Source organism: Geodermatophilus sp. SYSU D01186, from assembly GCF_054050215.1.
The window spans coordinates 15,874-34,163 of sequence record NZ_JBJGYW010000036.1; the positions used below are offsets into that span (position 1 = coordinate 15,874).

General features: G+C 76.0%; 20 protein-coding genes and 1 pseudogene. 17 read left to right on the top strand and 4 right to left on the bottom strand.

Annotation, left to right across the window (positions count from 1 at the left end):
- The first annotated feature begins 29 nt into the window (after positions 1–29).
- Positions 30–1,925 (top strand): penicillin-binding transpeptidase domain-containing protein, encoded by a 1,896-nt coding sequence (locus ACI784_RS21290; RefSeq protein WP_457014812.1) that lies wholly within the window; start codon positions 30–32, stop codon positions 1,923–1,925.
- A 24-nt stretch (positions 1,926–1,949) separates the two neighbouring features.
- Here ACI784_RS21290 and ACI784_RS21295 read toward each other — a convergent pair whose 3' ends face one another.
- The 3 genes from ACI784_RS21295 to ACI784_RS21305 form a co-directional block, all read right to left on the bottom strand.
- Positions 1,950–2,669 (bottom strand): hemerythrin domain-containing protein, encoded by a 720-nt coding sequence (locus tag ACI784_RS21295; protein WP_457014813.1) that lies wholly within the window; start codon positions 2,667–2,669, stop codon positions 1,950–1,952.
- Positions 2,670–2,779: 110 nt separating this feature from the next.
- Positions 2,780–3,241 carry a ferritin-like domain-containing protein gene (locus tag ACI784_RS21300; protein WP_457014814.1) on the bottom strand — a complete coding sequence of 154 codons (462 nt, stop codon included), beginning with the start codon at positions 3,239–3,241 and terminating at the stop codon, positions 2,780–2,782.
- A 27-nt stretch (positions 3,242–3,268) separates the two neighbouring features.
- Positions 3,269–3,760 (bottom strand): hypothetical protein, encoded by a 492-nt coding sequence (locus ACI784_RS21305; RefSeq protein WP_457014815.1) that lies wholly within the window; start codon positions 3,758–3,760, stop codon positions 3,269–3,271.
- 220 nt (positions 3,761–3,980) lie between these two features.
- Here ACI784_RS21305 and rimP point away from each other — a divergent pair, with 220 nt between their 5' ends.
- The 12 genes and pseudogenes from rimP (at position 3,981) to larE (ending at position 14,561) form a co-directional block, all read left to right on the top strand.
- On the top strand, positions 3,981–4,556 hold the full coding sequence (gene rimP / locus ACI784_RS21310) for a ribosome maturation factor RimP (protein ID WP_456922088.1): 576 nt from the start codon (positions 3,981–3,983) through the stop codon (positions 4,554–4,556).
- Positions 4,553–5,698: a transcription termination factor NusA gene (gene nusA / locus ACI784_RS21315; protein WP_457014816.1), complete on the top strand. Its 1,146-nt coding sequence runs from the start codon at positions 4,553–4,555 to the stop codon at positions 5,696–5,698. The genes rimP and nusA overlap by 4 nt, the downstream gene beginning before the upstream one ends.
- Before the next feature lie 41 nt (positions 5,699–5,739).
- Positions 5,740–6,009, top strand: a complete 270-nt coding sequence (locus tag ACI784_RS21320; protein ID WP_457014824.1) for a YlxR family protein — start codon at positions 5,740–5,742, stop codon at positions 6,007–6,009.
- 163 nt (positions 6,010–6,172) lie between these two features.
- Positions 6,173–6,313, top strand: a pseudogene (locus ACI784_RS21325) (translation initiation factor IF-2 N-terminal domain-containing protein); the annotation flags it as partial.
- A 1,035-nt stretch (positions 6,314–7,348) separates the two neighbouring features.
- Complete coding sequence (gene infB, locus ACI784_RS21330; RefSeq protein WP_456922306.1) at positions 7,349–9,184, top strand: translation initiation factor IF-2; 1,836 nt, start codon at positions 7,349–7,351, stop codon at positions 9,182–9,184.
- A 97-nt stretch (positions 9,185–9,281) separates the two neighbouring features.
- The gene (locus ACI784_RS21335; protein WP_456922085.1) at positions 9,282–9,575 is read left to right on the top strand and encodes a DUF503 domain-containing protein; all 294 of its coding nucleotides are present in this window, start codon (positions 9,282–9,284) and stop codon (positions 9,573–9,575) included.
- An 87-nt stretch (positions 9,576–9,662) separates the two neighbouring features.
- Positions 9,663–10,169, top strand: a complete 507-nt coding sequence (gene rbfA, locus ACI784_RS21340) for a 30S ribosome-binding factor RbfA (RefSeq protein ID WP_456922084.1) — start codon at positions 9,663–9,665, stop codon at positions 10,167–10,169.
- Positions 10,166–10,399, top strand: a complete 234-nt coding sequence (locus ACI784_RS21345) for a hypothetical protein (RefSeq protein WP_456922083.1) — start codon at positions 10,166–10,168, stop codon at positions 10,397–10,399. Before rbfA ends, ACI784_RS21345 begins: the two co-directional genes overlap by 4 nt.
- Positions 10,396–11,397 (top strand): DHH family phosphoesterase, encoded by a 1,002-nt coding sequence (locus ACI784_RS21350; RefSeq protein WP_457014817.1) that lies wholly within the window; start codon positions 10,396–10,398, stop codon positions 11,395–11,397. The genes ACI784_RS21345 and ACI784_RS21350 overlap by 4 nt, the downstream gene beginning before the upstream one ends.
- The gene (locus ACI784_RS21355) at positions 11,394–12,701 is read left to right on the top strand and encodes an MATE family efflux transporter (protein WP_456922081.1); all 1,308 of its coding nucleotides are present in this window, start codon (positions 11,394–11,396) and stop codon (positions 12,699–12,701) included. Before ACI784_RS21350 ends, ACI784_RS21355 begins: the two co-directional genes overlap by 4 nt.
- Entirely contained in the window at positions 12,698–13,708 is a 1,011-nt protein-coding gene (truB, locus tag ACI784_RS21360; RefSeq protein WP_457014819.1) for a tRNA pseudouridine(55) synthase TruB, read from the top strand. Before ACI784_RS21355 ends, truB begins: the two co-directional genes overlap by 4 nt.
- Positions 13,709–13,727: 19 nt before the next feature.
- Positions 13,728–14,561 carry an ATP-dependent sacrificial sulfur transferase LarE gene (gene larE, locus ACI784_RS21365; protein WP_457014820.1) on the top strand — a complete coding sequence of 278 codons (834 nt, stop codon included), beginning with the start codon at positions 13,728–13,730 and terminating at the stop codon, positions 14,559–14,561.
- Here larE and larB read toward each other — a convergent pair.
- Entirely contained in the window at positions 14,552–15,226 is a 675-nt protein-coding gene (gene larB, locus ACI784_RS21370) for a nickel pincer cofactor biosynthesis protein LarB (protein WP_456922078.1), read from the bottom strand. The genes larE and larB overlap by 10 nt on opposite strands.
- Before the next feature lie 57 nt (positions 15,227–15,283).
- Between larB and ACI784_RS21375 the strand changes: the two genes are divergently transcribed.
- The 4 genes from ACI784_RS21375 to rpsO all read left to right on the top strand — a co-directional run bounded on the left by ACI784_RS21375 (position 15,284) and on the right by rpsO (position 18,276).
- The gene (locus ACI784_RS21375) at positions 15,284–15,613 is read left to right on the top strand and encodes an antibiotic biosynthesis monooxygenase family protein (protein WP_456922077.1); all 330 of its coding nucleotides are present in this window, start codon (positions 15,284–15,286) and stop codon (positions 15,611–15,613) included.
- A 124-nt stretch (positions 15,614–15,737) separates the two neighbouring features.
- Positions 15,738–16,877 (top strand): branched-chain amino acid aminotransferase, encoded by a 1,140-nt coding sequence (locus ACI784_RS21380; RefSeq protein WP_456922076.1) that lies wholly within the window; start codon positions 15,738–15,740, stop codon positions 16,875–16,877.
- A gap of 4 nt (positions 16,878–16,881) precedes the next feature.
- Positions 16,882–17,856, top strand: coding sequence for a bifunctional riboflavin kinase/FAD synthetase (locus tag ACI784_RS21385; RefSeq protein WP_456922075.1), 975 nt, complete (start codon positions 16,882–16,884; stop codon positions 17,854–17,856).
- Positions 17,857–18,006: 150 nt separating this feature from the next.
- Positions 18,007–18,276 (top strand): 30S ribosomal protein S15, encoded by a 270-nt coding sequence (gene rpsO, locus ACI784_RS21390; RefSeq protein WP_072920360.1) that lies wholly within the window; start codon positions 18,007–18,009, stop codon positions 18,274–18,276.
- Positions 18,277–18,290 lie beyond the last annotated feature (14 nt).

Below are 18,290 nucleotides of genomic sequence, written 5' to 3' on the forward strand. Positions count from 1 at the left end.
GGCGACGCCATCTGGAACGCTGTCTCCCCGTGCGAACACGACGGGGGACGGTCCTCGCAACCACGCTCGTGCTGCTGGCCGCGCCGGCGCTGGCCGCCTGCTCGGGCGACCCCACCGACGAGGTGCGGGCCGCGGCGGAGGCCTTCCTCGACGACTGGGCCGCGGGCGACGTCGACGCCGCGGCCGGTGCCACCACGGATCCGGACGCCGCCGCCGCGCTGCTGGAGCAGACCGCGACCGACCTCCCCGACGCCACGCTGAGCCCGGAGCCGGGCGCCGTCGCGGTCGAGGAGGACACGGCCACCGTCGAGTGGACCGCCACCTGGGACCTCGCCGCCGCCCCCGAGTGGAGCTACCCGGCCACGCTGCGGCTCCGCGAGGCCGAGGAGGGCTGGGACGTCGTCGCCGAGCCCACCCTCGTGCACCCCGAGCTCGGCGAGGGCCAGCACCTGGTGCTCGCCCGCGAGCTGCCCGAGCGGGCGGCGATCACCGACGCGGGCGGGCAGCCGCTGTTCACGCCCACCGAGGTGGTCAACGTCGGCGTCGACCCGGGCCAGGTCACCGACCTGCCCGCGCTGGCCGGGGCGCTGTCGGCGGCCACCGGGGTCGCCGCCGAGGAGATCACCGCCGACGTCCAGGCCGCGCCCGCCGGTCAGTTCGTCCCGGTGATCACCCTGCGCCGTCCCGACTTCGAGGCCATCCGCGCGCAGGTCTTCGACCTGCCCGGCGCGGTGTTCCCCACCGACACCCGGCTGCTGGCCCCCACCGCCCGCTTCGCCTCGGCCCTGCTGGGCCGGGTCGGCCCGGCGACGGCGGAGGTGCTGGAGGAGGCCACGGTGGACGGCGAGCCCGCCTACGCCTCCGGTGACCAGCTGGGCCTGTCCGGCCTGCAGCGGGCCCTCCAGGAGCAGCTGACCGGCACCGCCGGCTTCACCGTCAGCGTGGCGAGCACCGACGAGAGCACCGGCGACGCCGGCCGGGAGGTCGACGCGGTCGCACCGGTGCCCGGCGAGCCGGTGCAGACGCCGCTGGTGCCGGCGGTCCAGAACGCCGCGGACGCCGCCGTCGCCGGCCAGCCGCTGCCCACCCACCTCGTGGTCGTGCGGCCCCGCACCGGCGAGATCGTCGCCGTCTCCTCCAACGAGGCGGCCGCCGCCGGCAACGCGCTCAGCGGGCGGTTCCCGCCGGGCTCCAGCATGAAGACGATCACCGCGACCGCGCTGCTGGGCAAGGGCATGACCCCGGAGAGGCCGGTGCCCTGCCCCGGCACGTTCGTCGTCGAGGGCCGCGAGTTCGAGAACCAGGACCAGTTCGACCTGGGCACCGTGCCGTTCACCGAGGCGTTCGCGAAGTCCTGCAACACCACCTTCATGCAGCAGTCGCTGGAGCTGCTGCCCGACGACGCCCTCGCCGCCGCGGCCGCCTCCTACGGCGTGGGCACCGACTGGCAGCTGCCGGTGGACGTGTTCAGCGGCAGCGTCCCCGCCGACAGCACCGGGACGACGAAGGCGGCCGACGCGATCGGCCAGGGCCAGGTGCTGATGAGCCCGGCCCAGATGGCGCTCGTCGCGGCAGGGGTGGCCGGCGGGACCCCGGTGGCGCCGGTCGAGGTGGTGGGCGCGGAGCCCGCGGGGACCGTGCCGGCCGGACCGGACCCCGCCGTGCTCGACCAGCTGCGGCCGATGATGCGGCAGGTGGTGCTCTCCGGGACCGCCACCGCCCTGGACGACCGCGGCGAGGTCTACGGGAAGACCGGCACGGCCGAGTACGGCAGCAACACCCCGCCGGACGCACACGGCTGGTTCATGGGTTACCAGGTGGCCGGTCCGCAGGGCGACCTCGCCTTCGCCGTCCTGGTGGAGGGCGGCCAGTCCAGCAGCGCCGCCGTCGCCGTGACCGACGCCTTCCTCGGCGGCCTCGGCTGAGCTGACGGCCCTCCTGCTCCGGTCTCAGGCGGGACCGAAGGCGGTCCGCTCCGCGCGCTCGAAGCGGCCGCGGGTCAGGCGCAGCAGGAGCCGGAACGCCCGCCCGCCGTCGCCGAACGCGGCGTCCACCTGCTCGTCGGTCAGCCCGTGCGCCGCCCAGGGCAGCAGGAACGGCATGTCCCGCAGCCCGTGCGTGGACTGCGCCGCCCGCTCGGCGGCCTGCCACTCGGCGGTCGTCAGGTGCTGCTGGGCCAGGGGGAGGGCCCCGGTCTCCTCGTGCACCAGGTGCTCGGCGAGGCAGTCCCGGGTCGCGGTCACGCGGTCGGCCAGCCGCTCGCGGGTCGCGGCGTCGGGGGCGAACGCCATGGCGGTGAAGCAGGTCGAGCAGGCATCGAGGAGCGGGTCGATGAGCTCGTGCTCGGCCTCCATGGCCTCCAGGGTCGCCCGCCCGTCGGCGTCGCCGGCCGCGTCGACGTGGGCCAGCAGCAGCGGCCAGATGGCGGTGTCCTCGACGGTGTGGTGGTGGTGCAGGACCGTGCCGAAGCGGTGCCAGCGCGCGGACAGCGCCCGCCAGGCCACGCCGTCCTCCACCGGGGTCTGCCGCACCGCGGTCGCGAAGCGGTCCAGGTCACGGCGGAAGGCGTGGTGCATCACGTACATGCCCGAGAGGTCGTGGGGTCCCTCGGCCACGGCGGCCTGACCGGGCAGGTCCAGCTGGCGGCGGACGTCGGTGGGGGGGCTCATCGCGGGTCACTCCTGGGGGTCGGAGCCGGGCGTCCTCGCTCCGGCGACCGCCACCCTCGGGGGCTCCGCTTGCAGCGCGCTTGCGGCCGACTGGTCGCGGCCCTGCGCGGTCAACCCTCGGGCAGCCCCGGGAACCCGGTGGTGACCGGCGTCTGCGCGGCCGCCCCCCGCCACGACACGGCCCGCACCTCGGCGGCGCCCAGCTCGTCGACCGCGAGCCGGCGCACCGTCGACTGCACCGCCTGGTCGAGCACCCGCACCCAGGCCGCGGCGACGCCGTCCTCCAGGACGGCGGCCAGCGCGGCGGCGTCCACGGGGGAGACGACGGGGAACGGCAGGGCGTAGCCGGCCTCGGCCGGCACGGGGTCGTCGCCGCGCTCCTCCAGCAGCTCGGCCAGCCGGTCGCGGACGTCGCGGTGGGCGTTCTCCGCCACCGACGCCTGCGGGCGCGACTGCGGCGGCAGGCCGGCGCCGACCGAGCCGTAGCCCCACACGGCGGCGTGCTCGGCGGCCAGGGCCTCCCGCAGTGCGGTGGTCTCGGTGCCCTCGTCCAGGACGCCGTCGTCAGCCATGGACGCACCCCCTCGCCGGACCGCCGGTCACGCCAGCACCGCCTCCTGCCCGCGGAGCCCCGCGGCCAGCGACCCCAGCAGCGCGGCCCGGGGACCGGTCTGGTCGACGGCGGCGTCCGCGTGCGAGCGGGCGGCGGTGGACACCTGGCCGCGCAGCCAGCCCCGCACGTCGCCCCCGGCCGGCGGAGCACCCGCGGCCGGCGACGAGGAGGCCGACGGCGAACCGGACGACGGGGCCGCCGCCCGCAACCGCTCCAGCTGGTCGGCGGCCTGCGCGGACTGCGCACCCACCGCCGCGGCGAGGGCCGGGTCGGCGGACGCGGCGGCCGCGTACGCCGCCACCAGGGCCTCCTGCACGGCGACCTGCCCGGCCAGCCGGTCGGCCTCCGCGGTGCTGACCGGGGGGGCGCCGGAGGAGCCGGAGGTGCAGCCGGTGGCCGCGAGGGCCAGCCCGGCCGAGGCCGCCAGCAGCGCGCGTCGCGAGAACCCCCGGGGTGCGGGGGTGGGCGAGGGGAGCATCGCCCCCATCCTCTCAGCCGCGGGCGCGCCGCCGCGGCGGGCACACCGGGGTGGCGGAGACCTCCCGGCGCCCGGTCTCGGGGGCGATGGGCGGGCGGTAGCCTGGCTCTTCGCCCGGTACCGGGCCCGGCGGCGTGTCCGCCGTCGCCCACGGGGGCACGAGACCGGGCGGGAGCCGCTCCGGTGTGCCCCGACCGAGCTCGGAGAGAGAGGGAGCCCCGTGTCCGCCGCTTCCCGCACCGACCCCGTGGCCACCCGGCTGGCCGGCCGGATCGGGCCGGTCGTCGACGCCGCCGGCTACGACCTGGAGGAGCTCGTCGTCACCCCGGCCGGACGCCGCAGCGTGGTGCGCGTGGTGGTCGACCGCGACGAGGGGGTCACGCTCGACGACGTCGCCGAGGTCAGCCGGGCGGTGTCCACGGCCCTCGACGAGGACGACACCGAGTTCGGCGGGCTGCCCTACGTGCTGGAGGTCACCAGCCCCGGGGTGGACCGCCCGCTCACCGAACCGCGGCACTGGCGGCGCAACACCGGCCGGCTGGTCAGCGTGACCGTCGGCCCGGCCGGCTCCGCCGAGGAGGTGACCGCCCGCGTGCTCGCGGTGGACGACACCGGGGTCTCCCTGGCCGTGGAGGCGAAGGGCAAGCCGGGGGCCAAGAAGCGCCCGCCGACCCAGCGGCACGTGACGTGGCCGGAACTCGGCACCGGGCGGGTGCAGGTGGAGTTCGGCCGGCCCGAGCCGGACGCGCAGCCGGATCCCGCAGAGGACGACGAGGACGACGGAGGAGGACAGTGAACATCGACGTGACCGCCTTGAAGGCGGTCGAGCGGGAGAAGGGCATCCCGGCCGACACGGTCATCGAGGCGATCGAGACCGCGCTGGTGACGGCCTACCGGCACGCGGACGGCGCGGCCAAGCACGTGCGGGTGCACGTGGACCGCAAGAGCGGCGAGGTCGCCGTCCTCGCCCAGGAGCTGGGCGCCGACGGTGAGGTCGTCCGCGAGTGGGACGACACCCCCAGCGACTTCGGCCGCATCGCGGCCAGCACCGCCAAGCAGGTCATCGTGCAGCGGCTGCGGGACGCCGAGCACGAGCAGACCTTCGGCGAGTACGTCGGCAAGGAGGGCGACATCGTCAGCGGCATCGTGCAGGCGCACGACCGCCGCAACGTGCAGGGCACCGTGCTGATCGACATCGGCAAGGTCGAGGCGGTGCTCCCGCCCACCGAGCAGGTGCCCGGCGAGACGTACGCGCACGGCAGCCGGCTGAAGGCCTACGTGGTGTCGGTCGCCCGCACCTTCCGCGGCCCGCAGGTGACCGTCTCCCGCACCCACCCCAACCTGGTGCGCAAGCTGTTCGCGCTCGAGGTGCCCGAGATCGCCGACGGCAGCGTCGAGATCGTGGCCGTGGCCCGCGAGGCCGGGCACCGCTCGAAGATCGCCGTCCGCACCAAGGTGCCCGGGCTCAACGCCAAGGGCTCCTGCATCGGCCCGATGGGCCAGCGGGTGCGCAACGTCATGAGCGAGCTGCACGGCGAGAAAATCGACATCGTCGACTGGTCCGACGACCCGGCGACCTTCGTCGCCTCCGCGCTGAGCCCGGCGCGGGTGACCAGCGCCCAGGTCGTCGACCCCCAGGCCAAGGCCGTGCGGGTCGTCGTCCCCGACTACCAGCTGTCGCTGGCGATCGGCAAGGAGGGGCAGAACGCGCGGCTGGCCGCACGGCTGACCGGCTGCCGGATCGACATCCGCAGCGACGCCGAGGCCGACGACGCCGCGCCGTCCCCGGGGGTGGGCCGGGCACCGCTGCGGTCCGGCGCCCCGGCGGCCGGCCCCGCGGGTCCCGGCGCCCGCCGCGGGGGAGCGGGTGGAGGATCACGCCCCGGCCGGGTGCCCGGTGGCCGGAGTGCGGAACACCCGGGGCGTTCCGCGCGCTAGAGTGCAGGGTGGCCGAAACGTCGATCCCGGTGCGCACCTGTGTGGGCTGCCGGAAGCGCGCTCCGGTCACCGACCTGTTGCGCGTCGTCGTCTCGGGCGGGGCACTCGTCCCCGATCCGCGACGGAGGCTCCCCGGCAGGGGGGCGTCACTGCACCCCACCCCGGAGTGCCTGCGTGCAGCGGAACGACGCCGGGCCTTCGCCCGGGCACTGCGCTGCAGCAGCCCGGTGGAGGCCGGTCCGCTCCGGGTCCACGTCCTCGGTACGCCGTCCGCGGCGCCACCGGGGTACGGGTCCGACGCGGGCGGGTAGTACGAACGACAACCGCAACAACACAGACGGACCGGCAACCGGCCGGTCCGCAGTCGAGTCAGGACGTCGTCGGATGAGCAAGCCGTGAAGTCCCCACGATGACCATGCAGTACTGACGACGAGGTCGAGCGGGCCAGCCGCCGGCCTCACCAAGAGGAGATCCGTGCCAGGCAAAGCCCGCGTACACGAACTCGCCAAGGAGTTCGGTGTCGACAGCAAGACCGTGCTCGCCAAGCTCAAGGAGCAGGGCGAGTTCGTGAAGTCCGCCTCCTCGACCGTCGAGGCCCCCGTGGCCCGTCGGCTCCGGGAGGCCTTCGTCGCCGGCTCCGGCGGCGGCAACGGTGGCGGCTCGTCCGCCGCGCCCAAGCCCGGGCCCCGCCCCGGCCCGCGTCCGCCCGCGCCCGCCCCGCAGGCTCCGGCGGCGTCCGCGCCGGCCGCCCCGGCCCCGGCCCCGGCTGCTCCGGCTCCCGCGCCGGCCGCTCCCGCCGCACCGGCGCCCCAGGCGCCGGCGACGCGCGCCCCCGGCGGCCCCACCCCGGGTCCGCGCCCCGGTGCGGTCCGTCCGGGTGCCCCGGTCCCGGGTGGCCCGACCCCGGGTCCGCGTCCCGCCGCGGCGCCCCAGGCCCCTGCGGCCGCCGCCCCGGCCCCGCAGGCACCGGCGGCGCCCAGCGGCCCGCGTCCGGGTCCGGCGGGAGCTCCCCGTCCCGGCCCCGCCGGTGGGGCCACCCCCGGCGCCCCGCGTCCGGGTGCTCCCGGTGCGCCCGGCGCCGGTCCGCGTCCCGGCCCCCGGCCGGCTCCGCGGCCGGGCAACAACCCCTTCAGCAGCGCGCCGCGTCCGGCGCCCGCCGGCGGGCCCCGTCCCGGCCCCGGCGCGGGCCCGCGTCCCGGCCCCGGCGGTCCCCGACCGGCTCCCGGTGCGGGCGGTCCGCGTCCGGCTCCCGGTGCGGGTGGTCCGCGTCCGGCTCCGGGTGCGGGTGGTCCGCGTCCGGCCGCCGGTCCCGGTGGCCCGCGCCCGAACCCGGGCATGATGCCGCAGCGTCCGAGCCCCGGCATGATGCCGCCGCGCCCGGCCGGTGCCGGCCGTCCCGGTGCCCCCGGTGGCGCCGGCCGCGGTCGTCCCGGTGGTGCCCCCGGCGGTGGCGGCGGTGGCTTCCGCCCCGGTGGTGGCGGCGGCGCCGGCGCCCCGGCCGGTGGTGGCTTCCGTGGTGGCGGCGGTGGCCGTGGCCGTGGCCGCGGCGGCTCGGGTGCCGGTACCGCCGGTGCCTTCGGCCGTCCCGGTGGCCGCGGTCCGGTCCGTGGCCGCAAGAGCAAGAAGCAGCGGCGTCAGGAGTTCGACTCGATGGCGGCGCCCAGCATGGGCGGCGTCCAGCTCCCGCGTGGCAACGGGCAGACCGTCCGGCTGCCGCGTGGCGCCTCGCTGACCGACCTGGCCGAGCGCATCGGCGCCCAGCCGGCCGCCCTGGTCACCGCCCTGTTCCACCTGGGCGAGATGGTCACCGCGACCCAGTCGGTCAACGACGACACCCTGCAGCTGCTCGGTGCCGAGATCGGCTGGAACATCCAGGTCGTCAGCCCCGAGGACGAGGACCGCGAGCTCCTCGAGACCTTCGACCTCACCTTCGGTGACGAGGAGGGCGACGAGGAGGACTGGTCGGCCCGTCCGCCGGTCGTGACCGTGATGGGTCACGTCGACCACGGCAAGACCAAGCTCCTCGACGCGATCCGCAACGCCAACGTGGTGGCCCGCGAGGCCGGTGGCATCACGCAGCACATCGGCGCCTACCAGATCGTGAGCGAGCTGGAGGGCGAGGAGCGTCCGATCACCTTCATCGACACCCCGGGTCACGAGTCGTTCACCGCGATGCGTGCCCGTGGCGCGAAGGTGACCGACATCGTCGTCCTGGTCGTCGCGGCCGACGACGGCGTCATGCCGCAGACGGTCGAGGCGCTCAACCACGCCCAGGCCGCCGACGTGCCGATCGTGGTCGCGGTCAACAAGATCGACAAGGAGGGGGCCAACCCCGCCAAGATCCGCCAGCAGCTCACCGAGTACGGGCTGGTGGCCGAGGAGTACGGCGGCGAGACGATGTTCGTCGACGTCTCCGCGACCACCCGCCAGGGCATCGACGACCTGCTCGCGGCGATCCTGCTGACCGCCGACGCCTCGCTGGACCTGCGCGCCAACACCGAGCAGGACCCGCAGGGTGTGGTCATCGAGGGCAAGCTGGACAAGGGTCGCGGCCCCGTCGCCACGGTGCTCGTCCAGCGCGGCACGCTGCGTCAGGGCGACTCGATCGTGGCCGGCGACGCCTACGGCCGCGTCCGGTCGCTGCTCGACGAGCACGGCAACAAGCTGAAGGAGGCCCTGCCGGCCCGCCCCGTGCAGGTCGTCGGCCTCACCTCGGTGCCGCGTGCCGGTGACACCTTCCTCGTGGTCGAGGAGGACCGGGTGGCCCGGCAGATCGCCGACCGCCGCCAGGCCCGCATCCGCAACGCGCAGAACGCCTCCATGCGCAAGCGGATCAGCCTCGAGGACCTCGACGCCGCGCTGAAGGAGAACCGTCAGCTCAACCTGATCATCAAGGGCGACAACTCGGGCACCGTCGAGGCGCTCGAAGAGGCGCTGATGAAGATCGAGGTGAGCGACGACGTCTCGCTGCGGGTCATCCACCGCGGCGTCGGGTCGATCACCAAGAGCGACATCGACCTGGCGCTGGCCGACGACGTCATCGTCCTGGGCTTCAACGTCCGGGCCGAGGGTCAGGCCACGGAGCTGGCCAACCGCGAGGGCATCGACGTCCGGTACTACTCGGTCATCTACCAGGCCATCGACGAGATCGAGGCCGCCCTCAAGGGCATGCTCAAGCCCGAGTACGAGGAGGTCCAGCTCGGCACGGCGGAGGTCCGCGAGGTCTTCCGGGTGCCGCGGATCGGCAACGTCGCCGGTTCGCTGGTCCGCAGCGGCACGATCGTCCGCAACTCGAAGGCCCGGCTCATCCGCGACGGTGCCGTGGTCGCCGACAACCTGTCGGTGGAGTCGCTGCGCCGCTTCAAGGACGACGCGACCGAGGTCCGCGAGGGCTACGAGTGCGGTATCGGCCTGGGGTCGTTCAACGACATCAAGGTCGACGACGTGATCGAGACCTTCGAGATGCGCGAGAAGCCGCGCGCGTAAGGAACCCTTCGCCCCCACCACCCGCCCCGCGCTCGCGGCGGCGGGTGGTGGAGGGCAGGGGCGCGACGTCGCAGAGCAGCAGGACGGGGGAGATCCGGTGTTCACCGGCTCGTTGGACGCCGACCTGCTGCTGGGCGACGTCCACTCGCTGAAGGGCAAGCGCGCCGTGGTCCGGCCCATCGTGGCCGAGCTGCGGCGCCGCTTCGCCGTCGCCGCGGCCGAGGTCGGCGACCAGGACCTGCACCGCCGCGCGCGGGTCGGGGTGGCCACCGTGGCCGCGGACGCCGCCCAGGTGACCGACGTCCTCGACGCCTGCGAGCGGTTGCTGGCCGAGCGGCCGGAGGTGACGCTGCTGTCGACGCACCGGCAGCTGTTCTCCGACAGTGACTAGGCAGCCCCAGAAGTCCGTCGGCCCCCTCCGGGCCCACCCCGAGCGTGCGAGGGGTGGGGAGGAGAGGGTCCTTACCCAGGAGGTCCGATGGCCGACCCGGCCCGCGCCCGCAAGCTGGCGGTGCGCATCCGCCAGATCGTCTCCGCCGCGATCGAGACGCAGATCAAGGACCCCCGCCTCGGCATGGTGACCGTCACCGACGCCCGCGTGACCAGTGACCTGCGCGAGGCCACGGTGTTCTACACGGTCTACGGGGACGCCACCCAGGTCGAGGACTCCGCCCGGGCGCTGGCATCGGCGACGGGCGTGCTGCGCTCCACCGTGGGCAGGCAGACCGGCATCAAGTTCGTCCCGACCCTCACCTTCGTCGCCGACCACGTGCCCGACACCGCGCGCGAGCTCGACGCCGCCCTCGAGCGGGTGCGGCACGCCGACGCCGAGCTCGCCCGCATCCGCGAGGGCGCGCAGTACGCCGGCGAGCCCGACCCCTACCGCCGTCCGGCGGAGGACGACGAGGACGGCGAGGTCGAGGACGTCCTCGGCACCGCCGACGACGGCGTCGACGTCCCCACCGAGACCAGGAGTGCATCGTGAGCGAGCTCGACCCGGAGCCGGCCGACGCCGACCGCAACGAGCTGGGCGGCCGCCCCCAACCCACCACCGGTGACCCCACCGAGGGGGGCAAGCGCGGCCAGATCGGCGACGCGCCCAGCATCACCTCCGACGAGCCGGACGACGGCGGGCCGGGGTTCCCGGTCGGCGGCGGGGACGTGACCGAGGAGCAGAACGCCCCGCCGGTCGCCGACCCTGGCCCCGGGGCGTGACGGCCTCCGTCCCGCCCGGCACCGATCTGACCGCCGACGCCGCCGCCGTCCTGTCCGCGGCCGCGGAGGGACGGGCGACGGTCGTCCTGTCCGGGCACGTCCAGCCCGACGCGGACGCCCTCGGCAGCACGCTCGCCCTCGCCGAGGGCCTGCGCCGCCGCGGCGCCCGGGTGCTGGCGACCTTCCCGGACCCGTTCGTGCTGCCGGCGTCCTTGAGCTGGTTGCCCGGCGTCGAGGGGCTGGTGCCCTCCAGCGCCGTCCCCGGCTCCCCGGACGTCTTCGTCAGCCTGGACGCGGCCTCGCCCACCCGGCTGGGGGAGCTGGCGGGGCTGCTGGAGCGCGCGGGCACGTCCGTCGTGGTCGACCACCACGCCAGCAACCCCGGCTTCGGCGTGGTGCGGGTGGTCGACCCCGGTGCCCCCGCGACGGTCGCGCTCGTCGCCGACCTGCTCGACGGGCTGGGCGTGACGCTCGACGAGCGGCTGGCCACCTGCCTGTACGCGGGCCTGGCCGCCGACACGGGCTCCTTCCGGTTCGGCAACACCCGGCCCGACACCCACGACCTCGCGGCGCGGCTGCTGGCCACCGGCATCGACCACGCCGCGATCAGCCAGCGGCTGTTCGACACCGCGCCGTTCGGCTGGCTGGGGCTGCTCTCCGTCGTCGCGGGCCGGGCCGTCCTCGAGCGCGGCACCGGCGCCGGCCTGGTCTGGACCTGGTCGAGCACCGCCGAGGCCGCCGAGCACGGCCTGCCCGGCGAGCAGCTCGAGGCGCTGGTCGACGTCGTCCGCTCCACCGAGGAGGCCGACGTGGCCTGCGTCCTCAAGGGGCAGGACGACGGGTCGTGGTCGGTCTCCCTGCGCTCGCGCGGCGCGACCGACGTCGCCCGGGTGGCCATGGCGCTCGGGGGTGGCGGGCACCGCGCCGCGGCCGGGTTCACGTCCTTCGAGGACCGCGAGTCCACGGTGGCCCGGATCCGCGCCCAGCTCGGCGGGTGAGAGCCCGGCCGTCACCCGGCGTCCTGGCCCTGGCCGCGCCGGCGCTGGTGGTGCTGGCGGCCGAGCCGCTGTACCTGCTGGTCGACACCGCGGTGGTCGGCAACCTGGGCACCGTGGCCCTCGGTGGCCTGGCCGTCGGCGGCGGGCTGCTCGCCTGGGCTGCGGCCCTGCTGAACTTCCTCGCCTACGGCACCACCGCCCGTGCCGCCCGGCGCGCGGGGGCCGGCGACCGGGCGGGCGCGGTCGCCGAGGGCGTCCAGGCCACCTGGTTGGCCCTCGCCCTCGGCCTGCTCGTGCTGACGGCCTTCCAGCTCCTGGCCGGGCCGCTGACCCGCACGCTGGCGGGCGGCGCCGGCCCGGTCGCCGAGGCGGGGGAGACGTGGCTGCGCATCGCCGGCCTGGGCGCGCCGCTGCTCCTGGTCTCACTGGCCGGCAACGGCTGGCTGCGCGGCGTGCAGGAGCTGCGCAGCCCCATGCGCTACGTGCTCGCCGGCAGCCTGGTGAGCCTGGTGCTGTGCCCGCTGCTGGTGCACGCGGCGGGGCTCGGGCTGCCCGGCTCGGCCGTCGCCAACGTCGCCGGGCAGTCGGTATCGGCGGCCCTCTTCGTGCGGGCGCTGCTGCGGGAGGGCGTCCCGTGGCGTCCCCGCGTGGCCGCCCTCCGGGCACAGCTGGTCATCGGCCGCGACCTGCTGCTGCGGGCCGCCGTCCTCCAGGTCTCCTTCCTCGTCGCGACCGGCGTCGTGGCGCGGGCCGGCACCGCGGAGCTCGGAGCGCACCAGATCGCCATCCAGCTGTTCTTCTTCCTCGCCCTGGTCCTGGACGCCTACGCGATCGCCGCCCAGACCCTCGTCGGCCAGGCCCTCGGGGCCGGCCGGCCGGACGACGCCCGCGCCACCGCCCGCCGCGTCACGGCGTGGGGCCTGGGCACCGGGGTCATCGTCGCGGCCGTGCTGCTGGCCCTGCGCCCGGTGGTGCCGCAGCTGTTCACCGACGACCCCGCGGTGGTCGCGCAGGCCGGCGTCGCCTGGTGGTTCCTCGCTGGCATGCAGCCCCTGGCGGGCGTGGTGTTCGCCCTGGACGGCGTCCTCATGGGCGCCGGCGACGTCGGCTACCTGCGCACGGTGACCGTCGGCGCGGCCCTGGTCGGCTTCCTGCCGCTGTCGCTGCTGGCGATCCCGCTCGGCTGGGGGCTGGCCGGCGTCTGGACCGGCCTGGTCCTCTTCGTCGGTCTGCGGCTGGTCGCGGTCCTGGTCCGGGTGGCGGGGGACCGGTGGCTGCAGGCACCTGAGACGGTGACGGTGTGAGCCGACGTGACGACGACGCGGACGTGAGCATCGCGGGGAGCGCCAGCGACCGAGGCGCGGAGCGGGCGCGGAGTGGAACCGGGACCAGGGGCCGCCGCCGTCCCGACGCCGACGTCCCCCCTGGCCTGCTGCTGGTCGACAAGCCGGGCGGGATGACGTCGCACGACGTCGTGGCACGGGCCCGGCGGGTGCTCTCGGTCCGGCGGGTCGGCCACGCCGGCACCCTCGACCCGATGGCCACCGGCCTGCTGGTCCTGGGTGTCGGCTCGGCCACCCGGCTGCTCGGGTACGTGGGCGGGCACGACAAGACCTACGAGGCGACCATCCGCCTCGGCCAGTCGACGGTGACCGACGACCGCGAGGGCGAGGTGCTCACCACCACCTCCGCGGCGCACGTCGACGACGCCGCGGTCGCCGCCGCGCTGGCCGCCCAGACCGGACCGCTGCTGCAGGTGCCGTCCTCGGTGAGCGCGGTCAAGGTGGCCGGCCGCCGCTCCTACGACCGGGTCCGCGCCGGTGAGGACGTCGTGCTGGAGCCGCGGGCGGTCACCGTGCACCGCATCGAGGTGCACCGGACCACCCGGCCGACGCCGGACCTGGTGGACGTCGAGGTCACCGTGGCCTGCACCGCCGGCACCTACATCCGCGCCATCGCCCGCGACGCCGGAGCCGCGCTGGGGGTCGGCGGCCACCTCACCGCCCTGCGCCGCACCGCCTCGGGTCCCTTCTCCGTCGCCGACGCCGCGCCCGTCGAGGACGCCGGCGCCGCGCTGGCCGCCGGGAGCAGCGGCCCGGGCGTGCTCGGCCTGACCGACGCCGCGCGCGCCGTCTTCCCCGAACGCGCCCTCACCGACGACGAGGCCCGCGCGCTCGGCCACGGGCAGCGGGTCCGGCCGACCGGCGCCCCCGGCCTGCACGCCGCGGTGGACGGCGCCGGCCGGCTGGTCGCCCTGGTCGAGGACGCCGGGTCCGGCGCCCGCGTGGTGGTCGGCTTCCCGCCCGCCTGAGCTGTGGCAGCCTGCAGGCGTGCTGGACGACCGCCTGCGGGCCCTGGAGGCCCAGCTCGCCCCGCTCCCCGGCGTGCTCGTCGCCTTCTCCGGCGGGGTCGACTCCGGGCTGCTGCTGGCCGCCGCGGTGCGCGCCCTGGGCACCGACCGGGTCGTGGCCGCCACCGCGGTCTCCCCGAGCCTGCCGGCCGCCGAGCGGGAGGGCGCGGTCGCCTTCGCCGCCTCCCTGGGGGTGCGCCACGAGCTGCCGCGCACCGACGAGCTGTCCCGGGCCGGCTACGTCGCCAACGCCGGCGACCGGTGCGCCTTCTGCAAGACCGAGCTGGTCGACGTCCTGCTGCCGCTGGCGGCGGGCCTCGGCATCTCCGACGTCGTCACCGGCACCAACGCCGACGACCTGCGCGCCGGGTTCCGGCCGGGCATCCGCGCCGCGGCCGACCGGGGTGCCTGGGCGCCGCTGGCCCGCGCCGGGCTGACCAAGGACGACGTGCGCGCCGCCGCCCGCCGGTGGCGGCTGGCCCTGGCCGACAAGCCCGCCGCGGCCTGCCTGGCCAGCCGGATCGCCTACGGCGTCCCGGTGTCGGCCGAGCGGCTGGCCCGCGTGGAGGCCGCCGAGGGTGCCCTGCGCGCCGCGCTGGCCGACGCCGGTCTGCCGGTGCGCGACCTGCGGGTGCGCGACATGGGGGACGACGTCGCGCGGGTGGAGGTGGACGCGGCCGTCGTCCCCGCGCTGACCGCGCGCCCGGACCTGCTCGCCGCGATCCCCGGCTTCGACCGGGTGGACGTCGACCCGCGGGGCTTCCGCTCGGGGTCGATGAACGAGCTGCTGCCGGACCCGGTCCGCTACCGCTGAGCCGAGCGGACGATCCGCGCGGCGGCCACCCCGGCGCCGAACCCGTTGTCGATGTTGACCACCAGCACCCCGGGCGCGCAGGCGGTGAGCATCGTCAGCAGCGCCGCCAGCCCCTCGAACGCCGCGCCGTAGCCCACCGACGTCGGCACGGCCACCACCAGCCGGTCGGTGAGGCCGGCCACCACGCTGGGCAGGGCTCCGTCCATGCCGGCGACCACGACGACCGCGTCGGCCGCGGCGAGGTCGGGGGCCACGGCCAGCACCCGGTGGACGCCTGCGACGCCGACGTCGTCCACCCGGCGGCAGCCCACCCCGCAGGCGGCCAGGGTGAACGCCACCTCGGCGGCCACGGCGCCGTCCGAGGTCCCCGCGGTGAGCACGAGCACCTCGCCCGTCGGCGGGGGGAGCGTGCCGACGGCCACGCACCGGGCCGCCTCGTCCACGGTCGCGTCCGGCCACCGCCGGCGCACCGCCGCGACGGTCTCCGCGTCGGCGCGGGTCGCCCAGGCCGACGTCGCGCCGCCGTCGAGCAGCGCGGCCAGGCAGGCGACGGTCTCCTCCGGGGACTTCCCGGCGGCGTACACCACCTCGGGCGTGCCGGTGCGCCGCTCCCGGTCGAGGTCCAGGCGGGCGAAGCCCAGGTCGGCGGTGCGCTCGGAGGTCACCCGGTCAGGGTGCCCCACCCGGGATTGACCGTCGCCGGGGCCGGGAAGGGGAGGGCCATGAGCGTCGTCAAGATCAACGCGATCACCGTCCCGCCGGACAAGCAGGAGCGCTTCGAGGAGCGGTTCCGCGGCCGGGCCGGCGCGGTGGAGCAGACCCCCGGCTTCGAGTGGTTCGAGCTGCTGCGCCCGCAGGAGGGCACCGACCAGTACCTCGTCTACACCCGCTGGAGCAGCGAGGAGGCCTACCGGTCCTGGCAGTCCAGCCAGGACTTCGACCGTGCCCACAGCGGCGGCGGGGACACGCTCGCGCCGGCCGCCGCCACCTCCTCCCACCTGTGGAGCTACGAGGTGATCGAGACCGCCGGCCCGAAGGCGTCCCAGGCCTGACCGGCGGAGGGGCCGGGGACGGTCGTCGTCGGCCCCCCGCCGTGGCGGGGCTAGGGTGAGCGGGCGGGTCCGGCACTCCGCCTGACGCCGTCCGATGATGCCTGCACGCTGCGAAGTGGGAGCCATGACCGACACGCTCGCCGACAGCCGTACCTCCTCCCGGATGTTCACCGGGAGCGTGCCGGTGGTCGTGGAGGACGTGCGCCGGCGGCCCACGGCCGAGCGCGCCGAGCTGCTGGCCGACCCCGGCTTCGGCCGCTACTTCACCGACTCGATGTTCGTGGCCCGGTACCGGGCGGGGGAGGGCTGGTACGACGCCCGGCTCACCGCCTACGCCCCGCTGCAGGTCGACCCGGCCACGGCCGCGCTGCACTACGCGCAGTCGATCTTCGAGGGGCTCAAGGCCTACGCCCAGCCCGACGGCAGCGTCGCGACCTTCCGGCCGGAGGCCAACGCCGCCCGCTTCGTCCGCGGCGCCAAGCGCCTGGCGATGCCGCCGGTGCCCGAGGAGGCGTTCCTCGCCGCCGTCGACGCCCTGGTCGACGCCGACCGCGACTGGGTGCCCACCGGCCCCGACCAGACCCTCTACCTGCGCCCCTACCAGCTGGCGACCGAGCCCTTCCTCGGCGTCCGGCCGGCCCACGAGTACCTGTTCCTGGTGATCGCCAGCCCGGCCGGCGCGTACTTCCCCCGCGGGGTCCACCCGGTGTCGGTGTACCTCTCGGAGGACTACATCCGGGCCGCGCCCGGCGGCACCGGCGACGTCAAGTGCGCCGGCAACTACGCCGCCAGCCTCCTGGCGCAGGAGCAGGCGATCGACGCCGGCTGCGACCAGGTCGTGTGGCTCGACGCGGTGGAGAAGCGCTACGTCGAGGAGATGGGCGGGATGAACCTGTTCTTCGTCCTCGGCGAGGGGGACGACGCCGAGCTGGTCACCCCCGAGCTGACCGGCACCCTGCTGCCCGGCATCACCCGCGACTCGCTGATCACCGTCGCCCGGGAGATGGGCCACACCGTCACCGAGCGCCGGTTCAGCGTCGACGAGTGGCGGGCCGGGGTCGCCGACGGCACCGTCACCGAGACCTTCGCCTGCGGCACCGCCGCGGTGATCACCCCGGTCGGGGAGGTCAAGGCCCGCACCGGCGACTTCACCGTCGGCGACGGCAAGCCCGGACCGGTGACGATGAAGCTGCGCGAGCACCTGCTCGACATCCAGCACGGCCGGGTGCCCGACACCCACGGCTGGCTGCACCGGGTCGCCTGAACCCGTGCTCCGTTGGCGGGGGCTGGAGGCCACCCCGGGTGACCTCGGTCGCACGGTGGTCACCGTCGGCATGTACGACGGTGTCCACCGTGGGCACCAGGAGCTGATCGGCACCGCCGTGGCGCGGGCCCGGTCGGCAGGCCGCCCCTGCCTGCTGCTCACCTTCGACCCGCACCCCTCCGAGGTGGTGCGCCCCGGCTCCCACCCGGCGATCCTCACCTCGATGGACCGCAAGGCCGAGCTGGTGGCCGACCTCGGCGTAGACGCCATGTGCGTGCTGCCGTTCACCCCGGAGTTCATGCGGCTGTCGCCGGAGACCTTCACGCACACCGTGCTGGTCGAGCACCTGCACGTCGCCTCGGTGGTCGTGGGGGAGAACTTCACCTACGGCCACCGGGCGGCGGGCTCGGTCGCGACGCTCACCCAGGAGGGACGCCGCTTCGGCTTCGCGGTGGAGGGCGTGCCGCTGGCCAACGTCACCATGGGCCCCGACTCCTCCGCGGCCGGGGAGATCACCATCTCCTCGACCTACATCCGGGCCTGCGTGGCCGCCGGCGACATGACCTCGGCGGCCCGCGCGCTCGGCCGGCCGCACCGCATCGAGGGGGTCGTCGTCCGCGGTGACCGCCGGGGCCGCGAGCTGGGGTACCCGACGGCGAACGTGGAGTCCCCGCCCTTCACGGCCGTCCCGGCCGACGGCGTCTACGCCGGGTCGCTGGTCACCCGCGACCCGCGCAGCGGCGTCACGCTCAGCACCTTCCCGGCGGCGATCTCGGTGGGCACCAACCCGACCTTCCAGGGCACCCGGCGCACCGTCGAGGCGTTCCTGCTCGACTTCGAGGGCGACCTCTACGGCGAGCACGTCGGGGTGGAGTTCGTCCAGCGGCTGCGCCCGATGCTCGCCTTCGCCGGCATCGGGGAGCTGGTCGAGGCGATGGACCGCGACGTCGCCGAGACCCGCGCACTGCTGGGCCTCTGACCCCGGCGGGCGAGGCCGGCCCGCCCGGCGGGGCGACCGCGAACGCACCGCTGGTAGCCTGGGCGGGACGTCGGTGAACCCCGACGTGTGTGCAGCCTGCCCCCGTGACCGAGACCGGGGGCCACACGTGACCTGGCCAGGAGGCAGTCCATGGCGCTCGACAGCGCGACGAAGCAGCAGATCATGACCGAGTACGCGACGGTCGAGAAGGACACCGGCTCGCCCGAGGTGCAGGTCGCGATGCTGACCCGCCGGATCAGCGACCTGACCGAGCACCTCAAGCAGCACAAGCACGACCACCACAGCCGGCGGGGCCTGCTCCTGCTGGTCGGCCGGCGTCGCCGGCTGCTGAACTACCTGGCGAAGACGGACATCAACCGTTACCGCTCGCTCATCGAGCGGCTCGGCCTGCGCCGGTGAGCCACGAGGGGACC